Annotated in this window: 17 protein-coding genes; all 17 read left to right on the top strand. The window is 53.5% G+C overall.

Annotated features, from left to right (window positions below; all coding sequences use genetic code 11):
- The first annotated feature begins 56 nt into the window (after positions 1 to 56).
- The 17 genes from feoB to HMPREF9469_RS05140 all read left to right on the top strand — a co-directional run bounded on the left by feoB (position 57) and on the right by HMPREF9469_RS05140 (position 21,382).
- Positions 57 to 2,231 carry a ferrous iron transport protein B gene (feoB, locus tag HMPREF9469_RS05220; RefSeq protein WP_007859904.1) on the top strand — a complete coding sequence of 725 codons (2,175 nt, stop codon included), beginning with the start codon at positions 57 to 59 and terminating at the stop codon, positions 2,229 to 2,231.
- A gap of 109 nt (positions 2,232 to 2,340) precedes the next feature.
- Complete coding sequence (locus tag HMPREF9469_RS05215) at positions 2,341 to 2,628, top strand: Fur family transcriptional regulator (protein WP_007859901.1); 288 nt, start codon at positions 2,341 to 2,343, stop codon at positions 2,626 to 2,628.
- Positions 2,598 to 2,969, top strand: coding sequence for a heavy-metal-associated domain-containing protein (locus tag HMPREF9469_RS05210; protein WP_007859900.1), 372 nt, complete (start codon positions 2,598 to 2,600; stop codon positions 2,967 to 2,969). Before HMPREF9469_RS05215 ends, HMPREF9469_RS05210 begins: the two co-directional genes overlap by 31 nt.
- A 198-nt stretch (positions 2,970 to 3,167) precedes the next feature.
- On the top strand, positions 3,168 to 3,488 hold the full coding sequence (locus tag HMPREF9469_RS05205) for a DUF6110 family protein (protein WP_007859898.1): 321 nt from the start codon (positions 3,168 to 3,170) through the stop codon (positions 3,486 to 3,488).
- Between the two features lie 80 nt (positions 3,489 to 3,568).
- Complete coding sequence (locus tag HMPREF9469_RS05200; RefSeq protein WP_007859891.1) at positions 3,569 to 5,644, top strand: heavy metal translocating P-type ATPase; 2,076 nt, start codon at positions 3,569 to 3,571, stop codon at positions 5,642 to 5,644.
- Between the two features lie 203 nt (positions 5,645 to 5,847).
- On the top strand, positions 5,848 to 7,143 hold the full coding sequence (gene eno, locus HMPREF9469_RS05195) for a phosphopyruvate hydratase (protein ID WP_007859890.1): 1,296 nt from the start codon (positions 5,848 to 5,850) through the stop codon (positions 7,141 to 7,143).
- A gap of 290 nt (positions 7,144 to 7,433) precedes the next feature.
- Complete coding sequence (gene ahpC / locus HMPREF9469_RS05190; RefSeq protein ID WP_007859889.1) at positions 7,434 to 7,997, top strand: alkyl hydroperoxide reductase subunit C; 564 nt, start codon at positions 7,434 to 7,436, stop codon at positions 7,995 to 7,997.
- Positions 7,998 to 9,743 carry an FAD-dependent oxidoreductase gene (locus HMPREF9469_RS05185; protein ID WP_007859888.1) on the top strand — a complete coding sequence of 582 codons (1,746 nt, stop codon included), beginning with the start codon at positions 7,998 to 8,000 and terminating at the stop codon, positions 9,741 to 9,743.
- A gap of 144 nt (positions 9,744 to 9,887) precedes the next feature.
- Entirely contained in the window at positions 9,888 to 10,505 is a 618-nt protein-coding gene (locus HMPREF9469_RS05180; RefSeq protein ID WP_007859887.1) for a TetR/AcrR family transcriptional regulator, read from the top strand.
- A gap of 71 nt (positions 10,506 to 10,576) precedes the next feature.
- On the top strand, positions 10,577 to 12,391 hold the full coding sequence (locus HMPREF9469_RS05175; RefSeq protein ID WP_007859885.1) for an ABC transporter ATP-binding protein: 1,815 nt from the start codon (positions 10,577 to 10,579) through the stop codon (positions 12,389 to 12,391).
- Positions 12,388 to 14,130 carry an ABC transporter ATP-binding protein gene (locus HMPREF9469_RS05170; protein WP_007859884.1) on the top strand — a complete coding sequence of 581 codons (1,743 nt, stop codon included), beginning with the start codon at positions 12,388 to 12,390 and terminating at the stop codon, positions 14,128 to 14,130. Before HMPREF9469_RS05175 ends, HMPREF9469_RS05170 begins: the two co-directional genes overlap by 4 nt.
- Before the next feature lie 153 nt (positions 14,131 to 14,283).
- Entirely contained in the window at positions 14,284 to 14,910 is a 627-nt protein-coding gene (locus HMPREF9469_RS05165) for a TetR/AcrR family transcriptional regulator (protein ID WP_007859883.1), read from the top strand.
- A gap of 59 nt (positions 14,911 to 14,969) precedes the next feature.
- Positions 14,970 to 15,842 carry a methionyl aminopeptidase gene (locus HMPREF9469_RS05160; RefSeq protein ID WP_040415563.1) on the top strand — a complete coding sequence of 291 codons (873 nt, stop codon included), beginning with the start codon at positions 14,970 to 14,972 and terminating at the stop codon, positions 15,840 to 15,842.
- A 273-nt stretch (positions 15,843 to 16,115) separates the two neighbouring features.
- Complete coding sequence (locus HMPREF9469_RS05155; RefSeq protein WP_007859880.1) at positions 16,116 to 16,835, top strand: ABC transporter ATP-binding protein; 720 nt, start codon at positions 16,116 to 16,118, stop codon at positions 16,833 to 16,835.
- Entirely contained in the window at positions 16,835 to 19,180 is a 2,346-nt protein-coding gene (locus HMPREF9469_RS05150; RefSeq protein ID WP_007859878.1) for an ABC transporter permease, read from the top strand. The genes HMPREF9469_RS05155 and HMPREF9469_RS05150 overlap by 1 nt, the downstream gene beginning before the upstream one ends.
- Before the next feature lie 6 nt (positions 19,181 to 19,186).
- Positions 19,187 to 20,500 carry an efflux RND transporter periplasmic adaptor subunit gene (locus HMPREF9469_RS05145; protein WP_007859876.1) on the top strand — a complete coding sequence of 438 codons (1,314 nt, stop codon included), beginning with the start codon at positions 19,187 to 19,189 and terminating at the stop codon, positions 20,498 to 20,500.
- A gap of 75 nt (positions 20,501 to 20,575) precedes the next feature.
- Positions 20,576 to 21,382 (top strand): class I SAM-dependent methyltransferase, encoded by an 807-nt coding sequence (locus HMPREF9469_RS05140; RefSeq protein ID WP_227884060.1) that lies wholly within the window; start codon positions 20,576 to 20,578, stop codon positions 21,380 to 21,382.
- Position 21,383 lies beyond the last annotated feature (1 nt).

Raw genomic sequence — 21,383 nt, 5'->3', positions numbered from 1 at the left:
GCTTGAACTAATTTATTGATAAATTTTCTCAATAAGAGGAATAGGAGGATATGAAAATGTCAATCAAAATTGCTTTGGCCGGTAATCCAAACTGTGGTAAAACTACCCTGTTTAACGGACTCACCGGATCCAACCAGTTTGTAGGAAACTGGCCGGGTGTAACGGTGGAAAAAAAGGAAGGTAAGCTAAAGGGGAACAAGGATGTGATCATCATGGACCTTCCCGGGATCTATTCCCTGTCACCCTATACGCTGGAGGAAGTGGTTGCAAGGAATTATCTGATCACGGAACGCCCTGATGCGATCCTTAACATTGTGGACGGAACCAATCTGGAGCGCAACCTGTATCTGACCACCCAGCTGATGGAACTGGGGATCCCGGTTCTCATGGCTGTGAACATGATGGATATTGTGCAGAAAAACGGAGACCAGATCAATATAAATGCCCTGAGCAAAAAGCTGGGCTGCCCGGTTGTTGAGATTTCGGCCCTTAAAGGCAGCGGCATCATGGAAGCGGCCAACAAGGCGGTGGAACTGGCCAGGGGAGGACAGAAAGTATCCTCCGTGCACCGGTTTGGGTCTGATGTGGAGTCTGTGCTGGAAGAGATCGCAGGCTGCCTCGGCAATGAGATCCCGGAGGAGCAGAAGCGTTTTTATGCCATCAAGCTGTTTGAGCGGGATGATAAGATTGCTGCCCGGATGTCCACGGTGCCCAATGTTGAGAGCCTGATCAAGCGCACAGAGGATGCCATGGATGACGATGCGGAAAGCATTATCACAAATGAACGCTATACATACATTACCTCCATCATCAGCGGCTGCTATGTGAAAAAGAATAAGCAGAAGCTGAGCACCTCGGACAGGATCGACCATATTGTGACAAACCGCTGGCTGGCCCTTCCTATCTTTGCGGTTGTTATGTGGGTAGTGTATTATGTGTCGGTTACCACAGTGGGTACCTGGGCAACGGACTGGGCCAATGACGGCGTGTTTGGAGACGGATGGAGCCTGTTTGGCATGGAAGTTCCCGGTATTCCGGTCCTGGTGGAAGGCTTCCTGACTTCCGTGGGCTGCGCTGACTGGCTGTCCAGCCTGATCCTGGATGGTATTGTTGCCGGTGTGGGCGCCGTGCTGGGATTTGTTCCCCAGATGCTGGTGCTGTTCATCTTCCTGGCATTCCTGGAGGCCTGCGGATACATGGCCAGGGTTGCGTTTATCATGGATAGGATCTTCCGTAAATTCGGTCTGTCCGGCAAGTCCTTTATCCCCATGCTGATCGGCACGGGCTGCGGCGTTCCCGGAATCATGGCATCACGTACCATTGAAAATGACAGGGACCGCAAGATGACCATTATGACCACCACCTTTATTCCCTGCGGTGCGAAACTCCCCATCATTGCCCTGTTTGCAGGCGCACTGTTCGGAGGCGCTTCCTGGGTTGCACCCAGCGCTTACTTTGTGGGTATTGCAGCCATTATCTGCTCTGGTATTATTTTGAAAAAAACAAAGATGTTTGCAGGCGACCCGGCGCCCTTTGTTATGGAGCTTCCTGCTTACCATATGCCCACTGTGATCAATGTACTGCGCAGCATGTGGGAGAGGGGATGGTCCTTTATCAAGAAGGCCGGAACCGTGATCCTGTTATCCACCATCTTTGTATGGTTTACATCCAGCTTTGGGTTTGTGGACGGTCACTTCGGAATGGTGGAGGACCTGTCTGACGGCCTTCTGGCCAGCATTGGCCAGGCGATTGCCTGGATCTTTGCTCCTCTTGGATGGGGCAACTGGCAGGCGGCTGTTGCAGCCATCACAGGACTGGTTGCAAAGGAGAACGTGGTTGGTACCTTTGGTATCCTTTACGGCTTTGCGGAAGTGGCAGAGGACGGCGAGGAGATCTGGGGAACCCTTGCACAGAGCTTTACCACTGTGAGCGCATATTCCTTCCTTGTATTTAACCTGCTTTGCGCTCCCTGCTTTGCAGCCATCGGAGCGATCAAGCGTGAGATGAACAATGCAAAATGGACCTGGTTTGCAATCGGTTACCAGACACTCCTGGCCTACGGCGTATCACTCTGCATCTACCAGCTGGGAACATGGTTCACTTCCGGAAGCTTTGGCATCGGAGCAATTGTTGCGCTCCTTCTGGTAGCGCTGTTCATTTACCTGATGGTAAGACCGTACAAGGAAAGCAAGTCCCTGAAGGTTGGCGCAAAAGCCGGCGCAGCATCCTGATAACAGATGAACGTGCACGCGAGCGTGGAAAGACAATCCCCGCTCCGTGCGCGTTCTGACGTACCTGCGGCCATTAAGTGCCTGAAATCACGTAAGGAGGAGAACTGATATGTGGCAAAAAGAGCAGGTGATCGAAGAATTTCAAAAAAGAGGAAAACGGATGACCCAGCAGAGACGGATGCTTTTGGAAGTGATCCTGGAAAGCGACTGGACAAACTGCAAGGATATCTACTATGAAGCACGCAAGCGCGATCCCAACCTGGGGATGGCCACTGTGTACAGGACGGTCAGTGCACTGGAAGAGATGGGGGTGCTGGCGCGCACGTACCAGTACTCCTCACCGGATTCGCCAAAGGAGGAAGAGGATTGTCAACAGCAATCATTTGTGTCTTATTGATCATTATTTCCGTGTTTGGCATCAGAAGCTATATGAAGCGTCTGGCTTCCGGCTGCTGCGGATCGTCCGGGGAAAAGTCCCCCAAACGGATTAAGGTAAAGGATAAGGACCTGTCCCATTACCCGCACCAGTGCACCGTGAAGGTGGACGGAATGTCCTGCGGCAACTGCGCGGTCCGTGTGGAGAATGCCCTGAACGCCATGGAGGGCGTGTGGGCAAGGGTGGATCTGGAAGCAGGAGAAGCGCAGGTTTATATGAAACAGAAGTATGAAGACAAGGCCCTGAAGGATGCGGTGAAGGCAGCCGGATACACGATTTTTAAAATCAATCACACTAAATGACTTTATTTCTCAATAAGAAGCGTTGGAATTGACTAACCAGCATTTTCCAGTTTAGGATAAATGTGTAAACGATATGTAAAGTTCCCGCAAAGGAAGTGACACAAGATGAAATATCACAAATTCTGGGCTTGGGCCATGGTGTTTTGTTTCGCGATGACCCTATACACCGGGTACAAGCATAAGTAGGAGGATAAAGAGATGATTGATTGTTTTAAGTGTAAGAGGATTGGTTTGTTTTTGGGCGGCGTCCTGTTTGGTACGGCAGGCGTTAAGGTGCTGGCAAGCACGGACGCAAAGAAGTTTTATATCAACTGCCTGGCAGCCGGTTTACGGGCTAAGGACTGTGTGATGACCACGGCCACCAACATCCAGGAAAATGCGGAGGATATCCTGGCAGAAGCCAAGGAGATCAATGTAAAGCGCAAACAGGAAGAAGTGTTTGAGGATGAGAGCGGAGCAGAAGACCAGGCTGTTTCTGAGGAGATGGCTGAGGAGCCGGTAAACGTGGTTACAGAGTAATGTGGATTCCGCCCGGGGATAGATGGTTCCCTGGGCGGTACTTTTTTCGTCACAGTAAGTCAGATAGGAGCTGCAGGCAGATGAAATTTGTTATAAGACATGAGATACGGGGCAGGGTGAGGATCCACCTTTACCAGAAGGAGATGAGCATCCGCCAGGCGGACCTGCTGCAGTATTATCTCTGCGCCTTGCCGGGTGTGAAGGATGCAAAGGTGTATGAGAGGACTGCGGACGCGGTTGTGGTCTTCGAGGGCGACCGGGGAGAGATCCTTAACGGTGTGCGGAAATTTTCTTATGAAAATGAACGGCTTCAGGAACTGGTTCCCAAGAACAGCGGAAGGGCCCTGAACAGGGAGTATAAGGAAAAGCTGATCCAAAAGGTGGCGGTACGGGCGGTGACAAAGGCATTGTTTCCCCTGCCCTTCCGGGCAGTCTACACCGTGTACCACGGGATCCGGTATCTGATCAAGGGGATCCGCTGCCTGTTAAAGGGCGCTTTGGAGGTGGAGGTCCTGGATGCCACGGCAATTATGGTTTCCATTGTAAGGAGGGATTTTGACACGGCCGGTTCCGTGATGTTCCTTTTGGGGATCGGCGAGCTTTTGGAGGAGTGGACCCACAAGAAATCAGTGGGCGACCTTGCCAGGAGTATGTCCCTTAATATCACTAAGGTATGGCAGAGCGTGGAAGGGACCGAGGTGCTGGTGCCCCTTTCCAAGATCCGGGAAAATGATATGGTTACCGTACATATGGGAAATGTGATCCCGCTGGACGGCGTGGTGGTGTCCGGGGAAGCCATGGTGAACCAGGCAAGCCTTACAGGGGAGTCCGTGCCCGTGAAAAAGGAAGAGGGCATGTATGTGTATGCCGGAACCGCCATAGAGGAAGGGGAGATCACGCTGTGCGTGAAAAAGGCAGCGGGAGCCACCCGGTTTGAGCGGATCGTGACTATGATCGAGGAGTCGGAGCAGCTTAAGTCCACGGCAGAGGGAAAGGCGGCCACCCTGGCCGATGCCCTGGTCCCCTGGAGCCTGGGAGGCACGGTCCTGACATGGCTGCTCACCCGCAATCCCACCAAGGCCCTGTCCATCCTGATGGTAGACTTCTCCTGCGCCCTGAAGCTGGCCATGCCGTTATCCGTGCTGTCGGCCATGCGCGAGGCCAGCAGCTACCACATCACGGTAAAGGGCGGCAAGTATATGGAGGCGGTGGCGGCAGCGGACACCATTGTATTTGACAAGACAGGCACCCTGACAAAGGCAAGGCCCCAGGTGGCTGATGTGGTGGCGTTTAACGGGCAGGATAAGAATGAACTGCTGCGGATCGCCGCCTGCCTGGAAGAACATTTCCCCCACTCCATGGCCAATGCCGTGGTCCAGGAGGCGGTTAAACGAGGCCTGGTGCACCAGGAGATGCACTCCAGGGTGGATTACATCGTAGCCCATGGAATCGCCACCTATGTGGGGGAGGAGCGGGTGGTGATCGGAAGCTATCACTTTGTGTTTGAGGATGAGGGCTGCAAGGTGCCGGAAGACGGCAGGGATGCATTTGACAGCCTTCCTTCGGAATACTCCCATCTGTTTTTGGCCATTGGAGGAAGGCTGGCAGCCGTCATCTGCATCGAGGACCCCCTGCGGGAGGAGGCGGATGCGGTGATCAGCGCCCTTCACAGACAGGGGATCAAAAAGATCGTGATGATGACAGGGGACAGCGAGCGCACGGCCCGGGCCATTGCGGCCAGGATAGGCGTGGATGAGTATTATTCCGAGGTTCTGCCCGAAGATAAGGCGGGATTTGTGGAGCGGGAAAAGAAGCTGGGCCACAAGGTGATCATGATCGGAGACGGAATCAATGACTCGCCGGCCCTTTCCGCTGCGGATGCAGGCATTGCCATCAGCGAGGGAGCGGAGATCGCCAGGGAGATTGCGGATATCACCATATCCGAGGACAACCTGTTCCAGCTTGTGACCCTGAGGGCGATCAGCAGAGGGCTGATGGACCGGATTGACCGGAATTACCGGTGCGTGATCGGGTTTAACCTGGGACTGATCCTGTTGGGCGTAGGGGGCGTGATCGCGCCTGCCACCTCAGCCCTGCTCCATAATACATCCACTCTGGCAATCAGCATTAAGAGCATGACCAACCTCCTTGACTGAATGGGAGGATATGAGAAAAAGATTATCAGTTGGCACACTTGCCTTTTTCAAGGAACTTTGGTATACTGAGGATGGTTAGCTAAAGCTAACTATGTGGATCAATCATGTGATACCATCCTGCCCCGGATCAAGTGATCAGGTGCCCATTTTCAGCTGTTTTCCATTATCCCGGGGCAGGGGATATCCATGGGAAAGGATGTGGAATGAACTATTTAGAGATTGAGAAAGTAATCGGACGGGAAATCATTGATTCCAGAGGGAATCCCACGGTAGAGGCGGAGGTTGTCCTCGCAGACGGTACGGTTGGAAGGGGAGCTGCCCCCAGCGGTGCGTCCACCGGAGAATTTGAGGCCCTGGAATTAAGGGATCATGAGAATCCGCGCTTTGGAGGAAAAGGCGTCTTAAAGGCGGTCAGGAATATCAATACAGTGATTTCAGATACCCTGAAGGGGATGAATGCAGCGGATATCTACGCAGTGGACCGCGCCATGATCCGGGCGGACGGGACAAAGGACAAGTCTAATCTTGGGGCTAACGCGATCCTGGCAGTTTCCATTGCCTGCGTGCGCGCGGCCGCCAATGGCCTGGATCTTCCCCTGTACCGTTTCCTGGGCGGCGTAAACGGCAACAGGCTGCCGGTTCCCATGATGAATATATTAAACGGCGGCGCCCATGCTGCCAATACAGTGGATGTGCAGGAGTTTATGATCATGCCTGTGGGCGCAAAAAGCTTTAAGGAGGGCCTGCGCTGGTGCGCGGAAGTGTTCCATGCCCTGGCAGCCCTTTTAAAGGAAAAGAAGCTGGCCACCTCAGTGGGGGACGAGGGCGGATTTGCCCCTGACCTGGGAAGTGATGAGGAAGCGATCCAATACATACTGGCAGCGGTGACCAGGGCCGGATATGAGCCGGGAACGGATTTTGTTCTTGCCATGGATGCTGCTTCCAGCGAGTGGAAGAGCAAAACCAAGGGAGAATACCTTCTTCCCAAGAGCGGGAAGAAGTTTACATCAAAGGAGCTGGTGGATCACTGGGAGAAGCTGATCGGCAAATACCCCATTTATTCCATTGAAGATGGTTTGGATGAGGAGGACTGGGAAGGCTGGAGGATGATGACGGACAGACTGGGAAACAGGGTGCAGCTGGTGGGTGACGACCTGTTTGTGACCAACACGGAGCGCCTTGCAAAGGGGATCAGCCAGGGCTGCGGGAATTCCATCCTTATTAAGCTGAACCAGATCGGAACCGTGTCAGAAACGCTGGAAGCCATTAAGATGGCCCACAATGCAGGGTATACGGCCATTGCCTCCCACCGCTCCGGCGAGACGGAGGATACCACCATCGCCGACCTGGCGGTGGCATTAAACACCTGCCAGATCAAGACAGGCGCCCCCAGCAGAAGCGAACGGGTGGCAAAGTACAACCAGCTGCTGCGGATCGAGGAGGAACTGGGGGAAAGCGGAGCGTATCCCGGGATGGACGCTTTCCATATTTCAAGATAAGCGGTTTCAGGATTAGATAATAAATGATTACAGGAAAGGGATCGGTGCAGAGACGTTGAACAGGAACGTCCCTGTGCCGATCCCTGTTTTTTATTGGGTATCCTGTTCCGCTGAGCCCCCCGGCCGTAACACGGAGATCGGTAAAAAACAATATTAATAATTATTATCAATACTAAATGTTGACAAAAGCGGGATGTTCTGATAAACTTGCATTAAGTTAGTCGAAACTAACATAAAATATCATTTTTAATGCAAACTATAAAATATCAGTGAAAACAGGAGGAAATAATATGTCATTAATCGGAAAAGAAATCAGTGATTTTACAGTGCAGGCTTACGTGGACGGATCGTTTAAGGAAGTGAAAAAATCGGATGTACTGGGGAAGTGGGCGGTATTCTTCTTTTATCCGGCTGATTTTACCTTTGTGTGCCCCACGGAGCTGGAGGATCTGGCCAACAAGTATGAGGAATTTAAGGCTGCGGGCTGCGAAATCTACAGTGTGTCCTGCGACAGCCATTTTGTACACAAGGCATGGCATGATGCGTCCAAGACCATCCAGAAGATCCACTACCCCATGCTGGCGGATCCCACAGGAAAGCTGGCAAGGGATTTTGAGGTAATGATCGAGGAGGACGGAATGGCGGAGAGGGGCAGCTTTATCGTAAACCCGGAGGGAAAAATCGTTGCCTATGAAGTGATCGCCGGAAATGTGGGCAGGAATGCGGACGAGCTGTACAGACGTGTCCAGGCTTCCCAGTTTGTGGCAGAGCACGGGGACCAGGTTTGCCCGGCCAAGTGGCAGCCGGGGGCCGACACCCTGAAGCCAAGCCTGGATCTGGTGGGGCTGATCTAAATGGAACAGGAGAGGGAAAAAAATTATTTGTATGATGTGGTGATCGTAGGAGGCGGACCGGCCGGATTGTCGGCCGCCATCTACATGGCCAGGGCCAGATATAGGGTCCTTTTGATGGAGAAAGAGAAGATCGGCGGGCAGATCACCATCACCTCGGAAATCGTCAACTACCCGGGCGTGGAGAGGACCAGCGGAAAAGAACTGACCCATTCCATGAAGGAGCAGGCCCAGGCGTTCGGGGCAGAGTTTGTGATGGCCGAGGTGCTGGATATGGACCTGGATCAGGACATCAAGGTGCTTCACACAACAGCCGGCGAGTATAAGGCCCTGGGAGTGGTGCTGGCAACGGGAGCTAACCCCAGAAAGCTTGGGTTTAAAGGGGAAAAGGAATTTCAGGGCAGAGGCGTGGCTTACTGCGCCACCTGCGATGGGGAATTCTTTACAGGCATGGAGGTCTTTGTAATCGGCGGAGGGTTTGCCGCTGTGGAGGAAGGCATTTTCCTGACCAGATATGCAAGGAAGGTAACACTGGTGGTCCGGGGGGATGACTTTACATGTGCCAGAACCGTGGCGGACCAAGTAAAAAAGGAAGATAAGATTGAGGTGAAGTTTAACACGGAGATCCTGGAAGCAGGCGGGGAACATATGGTTTCCTATGCGCGATTCAGAAACAACCGCACCGGCGAGGAGTGGACCCATGAGGCCGGTGAGAACGGCGGTTTCGGTATCTTTGTCTTTGCGGGCTATGTGCCTAACACTGCATGGATCAGCGGAAAGCTGGTGTGTGATGAGCAGGGTTACCTGGTTACGGACAGCAGCCAGAAGACCAGCGCTGAAGGAGTGTACGGCGCAGGGGATGTGTGCATCAAGAATCTGCGCCAGGTGGTGACAGCGGTATCGGACGGCGCGGTGGCGGCCACCTCCCTGGAAAAGCATGTTTCCTCCATCCATGAAAAGCTGGGCATTCCCGCCCTTGAGCAAGGGGAGGCGGACACAAAACGCCTGGAAGGGGAAATGACCGGCGGTGGCAGAACCCTGGGAGAAGGCAGCCGGGGAGATGGAGCCCGGGGAGAAGATACCCGGGGAGAAGATACCCGGGCGGAGGACGGCAATGGCTTCCTGTCGGCACAGATCCGGCAGCAGCTGTCAGGTCTGTTTCCAAAATTCCAGGAAAAGGCAGTCATAACCGCGGAGCTGGACGACAGCCCCCTTGCCGGGGAGATGAGCGGTTTCCTGGGCGAACTGGAGGGATTGACAGACAGGATCATCTGTAAGAGAGAATATATCAGCAGGGAAGAAAAGGAGAGGCGGGAGGCCGGCGGCGAATTGTTCCCCGCCTTCCGGCTGGGCCGCCAGGATGGAAGGGAAGGAAATATCCTGTTCCACGGCGTTCCGGGAGGGCATGAATTTAACTCCTTTATCGTGGCCCTGTATAATATGGCGGGTCCGGGGCAGCCGCTGGACGAGGGTCTGAGACAGCGCCTTTCCTCCATCAGCAAGGATATCAATGTGAAGGTGATGGTGTCCCTGTCCTGCACCATGTGCCCTGAGGTGGTGATGGCTGCCCAAAGGGCGGCCTCCCTTTCGGGACATGTGACTGCCGAGATGGTCGACCTGATGCATTACCCGGACCTGAAGAAAAAATATAATATCATGAGTGTTCCGTGCATGGTGATCAACGGCTCCCAGATTTATTTCGGGAAGAAGAGCCTGGAAGAAGTGACAGGGCTGCTGGAGGGGAATTAAAGGGTCAGGCGGTCCTGGCAGCGGGAACGAGGCTTTAATGAGAAAAGGAATCAGTTAGACATATTGACTGATTCCTTTTTTTGTTACATAATAACAGTGTTATATAACAACGTTATATTTTACGGAAAGGCAGGAAAGGGGAAGATGGGAAACCGGAGGAACAAGACGGCGGAGGCCATACTGGAAGCGGGAAAAAGGGAATTTTTAAAATACGGATATGAACAGGCATCCCTTAGAAGGATCGCAGGGGAGGCATCGGTGACCACCGGAGCCATCTATGGATATTTTCCAGGCAAGGAGGCGCTGTTTGAGGCGCTTACCAGGGATGCGGCCGAGGAACTGGTGAACATGTATGTGAAGACCCATGAGGATTTTGCAGCTCTTGCGCCGGATGAACAGCCGGGTATGCTGTCTGATATCACGGAGGAATATGTTCCCCGGATGGTCAATTTCATATATGACCATTTTGACGCATTCAAACTGCTGATGTGCTGCGGCGCTCCCGGGGCCAGGGACGGTTTCTTTGACAGGCTGGCAGCGGTGGAGGAAAAGTCGTGCTGGGATTTTGTGGGCGCGGTAAAGACCTTGGGACATCCGGTGCCTGAGATGAGCGATACGCTGATCCATATTTTGTGCCGGTCCTTTTTTCAGCAGCTTCATGAGTTTGTATCCCATGATGTACCAAGGGAACAGGCTGTCTCATGTTCAGTCACACTGAGCCGTTTCCAGCATGCGGGATGGATCAGGATTTTGGGGCTTTAAAAAGCCCTGGTTTTATGACTGATGGTTAGTTTTAACTAATTTAAAGATTATTTGATAAGGAGGATGAGAAAGTGGATGGAAACAGTAAATTGATCATGACACAACTTCCGGATCAGGAAAAAGTCACACTCATGACCTTTGCAGGGAGGCATTGTTTTCTCACAGGGGCAGGCTGTGTCCTTTCGGGGATCAGCGCAGTGATCGGACTGGTACCTTACCTGTGTATGTGGAATGTGGTGAAACTGGCAGTGACGGGCTGGCCGGACCGGATGGACGGAAATGCCCTGGTGTATTGGGGGTGGATGGCGGTCATATCATCCCTGATTAGTATGCTGATCTATTTTGGGGCACTGATGTGCACCCATCTTTCAGCATTCCGCACGGCCAGGAATATGAAGACAGTGGCGCTCCACCACCTGACCAGACTCCCCGTGGGATATTTTAAACAGAGGGGCAGCGGTAAGTTAAGGCGTATCATTGATGACGGGGCAGGGCAGACGGAAACCTACCTGGCCCACCAGCTGCCGGACCTGGCAGGCGCCCTGGTCACCCCGGCGGCGGTCCTTGTGCTGCTCCTGGTTTTTGACTGGAGGTTTGGGCTGATCAGCCTGATCCCCATGGCGGTGGGAGCTTTTTTCCTGAGCCGCATGATGGGGACGGGAATGGCCGAGTGTATGAGGCAGTACCAGAATGCCCTGGAGGACATGAACAATGAAGCTGTGGAATATGTGAGGGGAATACCCGTGGTCAAGACATTCCAGCAAAGTATATTTTCCTTTAAAAGTTTCCACGACTCCATTTTGCGCTACCGGGACTGGGCGGTGAATTATACCGTGTCCCTGCGCATTCCCATGTGCGCCTATACGGTCAGCATCAACGGCATATTTGCCCTTCTGATCCCGGCCGGTATCCTGCTTGCAGGGGATATCTCCAGGGGCGCGGTCTATGAGACCATTGCCCTGGATCTGCTGTTCTATATTCTTTTCACACCGATCTGTGTTTCCATGATGGATAAGATCATGTGGACCAGCGAGAATACGATGGCAGCCAGGGATGCCATGAACCGGATCCTGGATATCATAAAGGAAAAGCCGCTGCCTGAGCCGGCTGCTGCCACAACCCCCTCGGGTTACACCGTTGAGTTCAGGGACGTATCATTTTCCTATGACAACACAGGAACGGACGCGCTGAGCCATGTGTCCCTCACCGTCCCCCAGGGCGCTACGGCCGCCATGGTAGGGGCTTCGGGAAGCGGAAAGACCACTCTGGTAAGCCTGATTCCCAGGTTCTTTGACGTGGACAGGGGAAGTATCTGCATCGGCGGCGTGGATGTGAGGGAAATCGGCAGTGAGGAGCTGATGAAGCTGGTGAGCTTTGTGTTTCAGGACTGCCATCTGTTCAAGGACAGCCTGTTAAACAATATCAGGGCCGCCAGGCCGCAGGCCACAAAGGAGGAAGTGATGCGGGCAGTGGCTGCTGCCCGGTGTGAGGACATTATTGAAAAAATGCCCCAGGGCCTGGATACTGTGGTGGGGACCAAGGGCACCTACCTGTCCGGTGGAGAGGTGCAGCGGATCGCCCTGGCCAGGGCAATCCTTAAGGATGCGCCCATTGTGCTTTTGGATGAGGCAACTGCATTTGCAGACCCCGACAACGAGTATCTGATCCAGCAGGCGTTTGAGACGCTTGTTAAGGGAAAGACAGTGATCATGATCGCCCACAGGCTTTCCACCGTGTGCCGCTCGGACCGGATTTTTGTCCTGGAGCAGGGCCGGATCGCAGAACAGGGACGCCATGAAGAACTTCTCCGGTCAGGGGGGCTGTATGCCAAAATGTGGAAGGATTACCAGACGTCAGTGGAGTGGAAGGTAGGTGGAGAGGTATGAGCAGATATCTTCAGAGAAAATTTGCACTAAGTGAGCAGGGCGGAAAGGATTTGACCAAGGCGATTTTTTCCTGCGCCCTGACCAATATCGGATTGATGTTTCCCATGGGCATCCTGCTGGTTTTCCTGGAACGGCTTCTGGGGCCGCTGGTGGGAATAGAAGCCCCTGTTATGGGGATGGCCGGGTACATGGGCATCAGTGTCCTGCTTTTAGCCGTTATCTTTGCGGTGGAGCGCCTTCAGTATAATACAACCTTTCTGGCCTCCTACAAAGAGAGCGCCCAGATGCGCATCCGCCTGGCGGAGCGGCTGAGGACCCTGCCCCTTTCCTTTTTCGGGAAAAGGGACCTGGCGGACCTGACAACCACCATTATGGCGGATTGCGCTTTTGTGGAAAAGGCATTTTCCCACTTTATACCCGAGCTTATAGGCGCCCTGATTTCCACCATGCTCATAGGCATAGGTCTTTTGGCAGCGGACTGGAGGATGGGGCTGGCAGTGCTGTGGGTAGCGCCGGTGTCATTTCTCCTGGCAGCGGGGACCAGGCCCATGGTGGACCGGATGGAGCGCAGGCAGAAGGGAAGGAAGATTGCTGCCTCGGACGGGATCCAGGAATGCATTGAAAACATCCAGGACATCAAGGCCAACAACCAGAGGGAGGAGTACCTTAAGGGGCTGGACCAGAAGCTTTTGAACGTGGAATCCATTACCATCAGGCTGGAACTGTTAAACGGAACCCTGGTGACGGCTTCCCAGATGTTCCTTAAGATCGGCATGGCCACCACTGTGCTGGCAGGCGCATCCCTTCTGGTGTCACGGTCCATTGATTTTATGATCTTCCTCATGTTCATGCTGGCTGCAACCAGACTGTACCTGCCGCTGGCAGGCTGCCTGCAGAACCTGTCCGCCGTGTACTCCACCCTTTTGGTGGTGGAACGCATGAAGGGGATTGAGGAGCAGCCTGTCCAGCAGGGAAATAAAAGCGTTTCCTATAAAGGGTATGACATTGTGTTTGACCATGTGGGCTTTTCCTATAAGGACGGGGAACAGGTTTTAAAGGATGTGTCCTTTACAGCCAGACAGGGACAGGTCACCGCACTTGTGGGTCCGTCCGGCGGAGGAAAGTCCACCAGTGCAAAACTGGCGGCCAGGTTCTGGGACATTGACAAGGGCAAGATCACCCTGGGTGGCATGGATATCAGCAGTGTGGACCCTGAGACATTGCTGGGAAGTTTCTCCATTGTGTTCCAGGATGTGGTCCTCTTTAACAACACGATTATGGAAAATATCCGCTTGGGGCGCAAGGGGGCCACGGACCAGGAGGTAATCAATGCCGCCGGGGCCGCCCAGTGCGAGGAATTTATCCGGCGTCTCCCTGACGGCTATCATACCAGGATCGGGGAAAACGGCTCCACCCTGTCGGGGGGTGAGCGGCAGCGGCTTTCCATTGCCAGGGCATTGTTAAAGGACGCTCCGGTCATACTCATGGATGAGGCCACGGCCTCCCTGGATGTGGAGAATGAGACACTGGTGCAGGAGGCCATTTCCAACCTGGTAAAGGATAAAACAGTCCTGATCATTGCGCACCGGATGCGCACCGTGGCAGGAGCGGACCGGATCGTGGTGCTGAAAGACGGTCTGGTGGCGGAGCAGGGGACTCCCAGGGAGCTGATGGACAGGAACGGGGTCTACCGCCATATGGCGGAGCTTCAGGGCAGGAGCCTGACGTGGAGCCTTTAGTATACAGGGACGGGCAGTGCGCGGTTGAAACAGCTGCGCACTGCCTGTTGGTCTGCGGGATTTCTTGACAGCCGGGATAAACATGTTATAATTGATAACATTGATAACCCACAGAAAAAGGATCGGATCCAATGACGGGCAGGAGGGGCTTACGTGCCAAAAGACAAACATGCCAGCCGCGCAAGGATCGTAATGGCTGCCAGGAAAGAGTTCCTGGAAAAGGGCTTTGAGAAAGCCTCCATGCGCACCATTGCACAGGCTGCGGGGATGACATCCGCCGGACTTTACCGGCATTTTGCAGATAAGGAAGCTATGTTTTCCGCTTTGGTGGAACCGCTGATGGAGGAACTCCAGGAAATGTGCAGCGCCATGGAAGCCAGGAATTATGGGTTTCTTGAAAAGGGAACGCTGGATGAAATGTGGGACGGTGAGGCGGAACTTGTATATCTGCTGCCTTTGGTCTACCGCTATTTTGAAGAATTCAGATTACTGCTGTGCTGCTCATCCGGTACCAGGTACGGGAACTTCATCCATGACTTTGTGACGCTGGAGCAGGAAAAGACCATGGAGTTTCTGGCCGCTGCCAGACAAAAGGGATGGGAGACAAAGGAGATAGATCCCAGGGAACTGCATCTGCTGCTGAGCGCCTATACATCGGCATTTTTTGAGATTGTCATTCATAAATTTACAAAAGAGGAGGCGGAGCATTATCTGTCCACGTTCCGGAAATTCTTTTATCCCGGCTGGAGGGCCATTTTCAAATGCACTCCGGGATCTTAGGATAAAATCATCCCAAACATGAAGAAGGAGTATTATAATATATGAACAGGTTGGTACATATGAACAAATTAGGAAGAAATGATCTGTGCTGGTGTAAAAGCGGCAGGAAATATAAGAAATGCCACAGTGATTTTGACGCCCGCTTGGAGGAATTCATGCACAGGGGAGCAATCGTGCCTCCCCGCAGCATCATCAAGAACCAGGAGCAGATCCAGGGGATCAGGGAGAGCGGGAAGATCAACATAGCGATCCTGGATTATGTCAGTGGGAACATAAAAGAAGGAATCACAACGGAGCAGATCGACCAGTGGGTCTATGAGCAGACTGTAAAAAACCATGCCGTACCGGCGCCCCTGAATTTTGAGGGATTTCCTAAAAGTGTGTGTACTTCCGTCAATGACCAGGTGTGTCACGGCATACCGTCACCGGATGTGGTGCTGCGCCAGGGGGATATCGTAAACGTGGATGTGTCCACCATTTACAACGGCTACTTTTCCGACTCTTCCAGAATGTTCTGTATCGGCCAGGTGCCTGAGGAAAAGAAGCGCCTGGTGGAGGTGACGAGAAAGAGCCTGGATGTGGGGCTTAAACAGGTGAAGCCATGGGGATTCCTGGGGGATATGGGCCAGGCGATCCATGACTTTGCAAAGGAGAACGGATACACGGTGGTAAAGGAGATCGGCGGTCACGGTGTGGGGTTGGAATTTCATGAGGAGCCCTGGGTGAGCTACGTGTCAAAACGGGGCACGGAAATGCTCATGGTTCCCGGCATGGTCTTTACCATTGAGCCAATGATCAATATGGGATCAGACGAGATTTTCACGGACGAGGAGGATGGATGGACCGTATACACGGAGGATGGTCAGCCGTCCGCCCAGTGGGAGATCCAGGTCCTGGTCACAGAGGAGGGCTATGAGATATTGGCCTATTGATAAGATTTCTCCACAGGCTTCATTGGGTTGACAAACAGGGGGCTGTAAGCTATATTGGACTTAATGTTAGTTAACAGTGATAACAAGAATAAAGGATCGTATCCCAGAGAGGGGGCTGGGCCGGTTATGCAAAACCGGAGGCCCCTCTTTTTTGACAGATGGTTAGATGAAACTAACTTTTTTGCCTTATTCATTTTGTCGGCCCGCTGATGGGTTGGATCCCGCGGTCAAGCCGGACTCCGGACCTGCTTTGGGGCTTTGAAAGGGGAACTAATGGAAGGATCATACGGGACAGCGCTTATAAAGGCGGAGCAGATCAACAAGAACTATGTGCTGGGGGAGATCACCGTGCACGCCCTGAGGGATATTTCCTTTGAACTGTATAGGGGGGAACTGATTGTGATCCTGGGGCCCAGCGGGTCGGGAAAGAGCACGCTGTTAAATATACTGGGCGGAATAGAGACAGCCACCAGCGGAAGGCTTTTGTACGGGGGAAAGGAACTTGACTGGAAAGATAAAAAGGCACTCACTGCCTACCGTAGGGCCCATGTGGGATTTGTGTTCCAGTTCTATAATCTGATGCCGGGGCTGACGGCCCTGGAGAATGTGGAACTGGCAGCGGAACTGGGGGAACATCCCCTGGATGCAGGTGGGCTGATGGAGCAGGTGGGGCTTGCTGACCGGGCGGACCATTTTCCCAGCAAGCTTTCAGGAGGACAGCAGCAGCGGGTGGCCATTGCCAGGGCCCTGTGCAAGAATCCGGACATCCTGCTGTGCGATGAGCCCACCGGAGCCCTGGACAGCAGGACCGGGGTGCAGATTCTGAAGCTGCTGGCTGATTTTAACCGCGCATACCAAAAGGCAGTAGTATTGATCACCCATAACCAGAAGATCGCACAGATCGCCCACCGGGTATTTTATTTTAAGGACGGGTGCCTGGAACGCATTGGGCAAAATGAAAGCCCCTTAAGGCCGGAGGAGGTGGACTGGTAGTGAGGCATTTTCGCAGAAATGTGTTTCGGCTGGCCGGGCAGAACAAAGGCTCCTTTGTGGGAGCGGTTCTCATTATTGCCATTGGAATCTTTATCTATGTGGCCATGATGGATACGTTGAGAAATCTGAGGGACCAGGTGGAGGAGTACTACCGGACCAGCTCCATGGCGGACGTGTTCGCCCAGGTATCCGCAATCTCACACGCGGAGCTGGAGCGGATGAAGGAGATTCCGGGAATTGCCCAGGTATCCGGGAAAATGGCGGAGGATGTGAGGATCCTTGCAAAGGGACAGCAGGAGATCGTGACCGTCCGCCTTCTGTCCTATGATGCAGGGGACGCCCTGAACCGTCTGATCCTGTCGGAAGGTTTTAAGGCGCATGACAGCCTGTACCTGGGAGGAAGGATGGCTGGAATTTATGGATATGATAAGGGGGAGCCGCTGAAGCTTTTGTGGGGAGGCAGAGGTGTGGATTTTTCCTTTGCAGGCATCTGCCACGCACCGGATTACATCTACTCCATTCCCCCAGGCGGGGCCATGATACCGGATGGAGAGATATATGATGTTGCATGCATTGAAAAAAAGCGGATGGAGGAGCTGACAGGGAGGCAGGATTCCCTGAATGAACTGGGATTTTCCCTGAAACCAGGCTACACCTATGAAGATGTGCGGTTCCAGCTGGCCCAGGGCCTCCAGCCTTACGGCCTTGTATCCCTTGCTTCCAAAGAGGACCAGGGCAGCTTTAACATGGTGGACGGGGAAATGCATGAACTGATCTCCACGGGTACGGTGCTTCCCGCCATGTTCATGTGTATCTCCGTGTTTATGCTGTATGTGGTTTTAAAGAAAATGACCGACAGGGATCAGACCCTGATCGGTACCATGAAAGCCTTTGGCATGACGGACCGGGAACTTATGGGAGCCTATCTCCTGGAGGGCGCCTTGGTGGGCGCCGGAGGAGCCGTCCTGGGCAGCGTTCTGGCAGCTCCCTTTGGCAAGTATATGTTTGATATGTATGTGGATTTTTTTAACCTGCCGGATACGGTTTACCACAACTACATGGACAGCCGGATCAACGGGCTTTTGATCGCCCTGGGAACCGGGCTGGCGGCAGTGTTCCTTGGGGTCAGGGATATCCTTTCCATCACCCCGGCGCAGGCCATGCGTGCCAGAACCCCGTCAGGGGCGGGAAACCTTCCTGTTCCCGGCTTCCTGTTAAAACGGCTGGGGGCCATGGAAAAGATGGGATGCCGTTCCATTGCAAGAAATCCATTCAGGGGATTCCTGCTCATATTGGCCATCGGGTTCCCGTTTTCCATGGCCTCCGTGCTTTTCTCCTTTAACGGTGTGGCGGACCAGATGTACATGGACCAGTTTGATAAAGTACAGGTTTACGATCTGCAGCTTTCCCTGGACCGGTATGTAAGCCCGGTGAAGGCTGCCCAGAGTGGGGGAGTCCTGGAAGGGGTGGAGGAGTCAGAGGCCGTGTGTACGGTGCAGGCAGAGATTAAAAATGAAAACCTTTCGGAATTTGTAATGCTGTACGGGCTGAACCCCAGGTCCGGTCTGTGGAGGATCATGGACAATGAGAACAATTTCTATGAGCCGCCGGACCGGGGGCTTATCATAAACAGCCGGATAGCAGATAAACTTCATGTAAAAAAGGGGGATATGGTCAGGATCAACTGTCCGGGGATGACCGTGGAAGCGGTGCCTGTGCTGGTGGTCCAGGTGATCGAAGAGAGCCTTGGAAGCGGCTGCTACATGAGTCTTGGCAGCTTTGAGCAGGTATTCCACACAGAGCCGGCAGCCAACACAGTGCTTTTAAAGACAAAAGCCGGAAAAACGGAGAGTCTGAAGGCTGAAATGCTGAAGACCAGCCGTGTGACCTGGCTGGTGGACACGAAAAAGATCACAGACAGCTACAGGGATATGATGGGGAGCATGATGGCCATGATCCATATGTTTGCCATTCTGGCCGTGGCATCGGGAGGGATCCTGATCTACAACATTTCTATGATCAATATCCGGGAGCGGGTGACGGAATTCGGCACGCTGATGGTTCTGGGAGAATCCAACCGGGAGATAAGCCGGCTTCTCCTCTTTGAGCAGATGGCATATTTTGCAGTGGGGATCCTGGCCGGGATTCCGGGGAGTATGGCCATACGGAGGATGATCCAGCAGATGGTCATGTCGGACAGTTACACCATCCGTATAAAGATCAGTCCCGGTTCTTATATGGCCGCATTTTTTATCTGCATGGGGATCACCCTGCTGGCCTGCGCGGCCGAGATGCGGTTTATTGACAGGATCCGGCTGACAGAGATCTTAAAGGAAAGGGAGTAAGAAGCAATGGAAAAGCGCAGAAAAATGTTACTGGCCTGTGTGGCGGGCGGGCTGGCGGTGATTGCCGCGGTTTCCTGTGCTGCTGCAGGCGGCCGCGGACAGAAGGTGGAGACAGCGGCAGCAAAAAGAGGTCTGGTGGAGGACCGGTATACAGAGGAGGGCATCATCAGTTTTGGAGGGGAATACCGGGTGATCGCCCAGGCGTCAGGACCGGTGAGCAGCCTGCTGGTGGAAGAAAATTCGCGGGTTAAAAAAGGGGATGTTCTGTTTACCATAGACAGTACGGATTATGAGTATGAAAAGGCCCTGGCGGCAAGTGCTCTGGCCGGGTATGAAGCCCAGCTGGAACAAAGCAGGATCAACCAGGTTATGACCACATCACCCCAGGAATATCTGGAAGCGGTAAAACAGGAGCTGGAGGCCGGAAAAGCCAGGTACCAGTCTGCGAAATCCGTGTATGAAGGAGATCAGGTGCTCTATGCTTCAGGCGCCATTTCCAGGGTGCAGATGGAGACGGACAAAGCGGCTTATGAGGCGGCACTGTCCTCCTGGCAGCAGGCCAGGGGACGTTACGAGGAGAGCAGCCGGTTCCTGGAAAGCCTGAGAGAGGAGGGGATTGACCAGAGCACGATCAACTCCCGCTTTTATAACAGTGAGTTAAACCAGCTGACAGCTCAGATCCAGTCCCGGAAGACAGCAGTGTCCCAGATGGAGGAACAGATCGCCAGATGCCGGGTGAAAGCGGAGCGGGACGGCATCGTCACCTCGCTGCCGGTAAAGGAAATGTCCGTGATCCAGGCGGGGGAGACGGCCGCGGTCATCAACAGCCGGGAAGGGATGAAAGCAGAGGCGGATGTGCTGACCAATATTGCGCCATACATAAAGGAGGGGGAACCGGTGGAGGTTACCCTGCAGCTGCGCGGCAGGGATGAGACCTTTACAGGTACGGTGGAAAAGGTATATGACTATGCTGACAGAGGAACCTCCGCCCTGGGGCTGGATGAGTACCGGGTCCATGTCAGGGCCGCGTTGGATGATGGGGAAGCCCTGGCCGGCAGGGAAGGCTACGGGGTCAATATCAGATTTCTGCTTTATCATGAACAGGACTGCCTGACCGTTCCATCCGGCGCTGTGTTCCAAGCAGATGAAACGTATTTCGTGTATCAGATCGAGGATGGGAGGGCTGTGAGAAAAGCGGTGGAGGTGGAATACCAGACAGGCATACGCACAGTGATCACCTCAGGCCTGGAGGAGGGGGACCTGGTGATCGACCAGGTGGACTCAGAAGGCATCTATGAGGGGGCCAGGGTGAGGCCATGATGTTGTAATGCTTTAGCAGAATTGGCGGAAGGATGCGGTACGGAGAAGAAATGAAAAGGAAAGGAAGATCAGAATATGAAGGGAGATAAGATGAAGGTAAAACTGGGAACCGTGCAGGAGACAATGCTGATCCCTCTGGTCATAAAGGCCAGTGAGACACAGCGGCCTAAGGCCAGGATCCGCGACAAAAAGGCGGTGGAGATACTGGAACAGCTGGAACTTGAAACAGATAAGTATGATAAATTCATGAGCCACGAGGGAGTGGTGGCCAGGACCATCATGTTTGACCGGGCTCTTAAATCATACTTGCAGCAATATCCTGACGCAGTGTGCGTCAATCTGGGCTGCGGCCTGGACAGCCGCTTTTCCCGGGTGGACAATGGAAGCATACTGTGGTATGACATTGACCTTCCGGATGCCATTGCGGTCAGGAAACAGTTCTTTCAGGAGGAGGAACGGGTCCGGCTGATCGAGGGATCCATCCTGGAGCCGGATTGGACCAGACTGGTTAAAAAGGGGAAAAAGGTTATTTTTATTGCGGAGGGAATCCTTATGTACTTTACCAGGGAACAGGTGAAAGCCCTGCTGGGTGTCATCAGCCAGGAGTTTACGGATTATATCTTACTGGCGGAATTGATGCCTTTGGCCGCGGCCAGGATGAGCAAACATCACGATACGGTAAAGAATACCGGAGCTGTCTTCTCATGGGGGACGGATTCGGGAAAAGAGCTGGAACAGCTGTGCCCGGGCCTGAAGCTTATAAAGGAGAACAGTTTTAATGACGTGATGAAGGGATTTACTTTCCGGGGATGGCTCATGGGAACCCTGCCCAAGATCAAGGATATGAATGACAGACTGGCTGTTTTCCAGTATGGGCAGTAGG

Origin of the sequence: [Clostridium] citroniae WAL-17108 (assembly GCF_000233455.1) — a bacterium.
Lineage (GTDB): Bacteria > Bacillota > Clostridia > Lachnospirales > Lachnospiraceae > Enterocloster > Enterocloster citroniae.
This window is presented reverse-complemented; position numbering and strand designations above follow the sequence as displayed.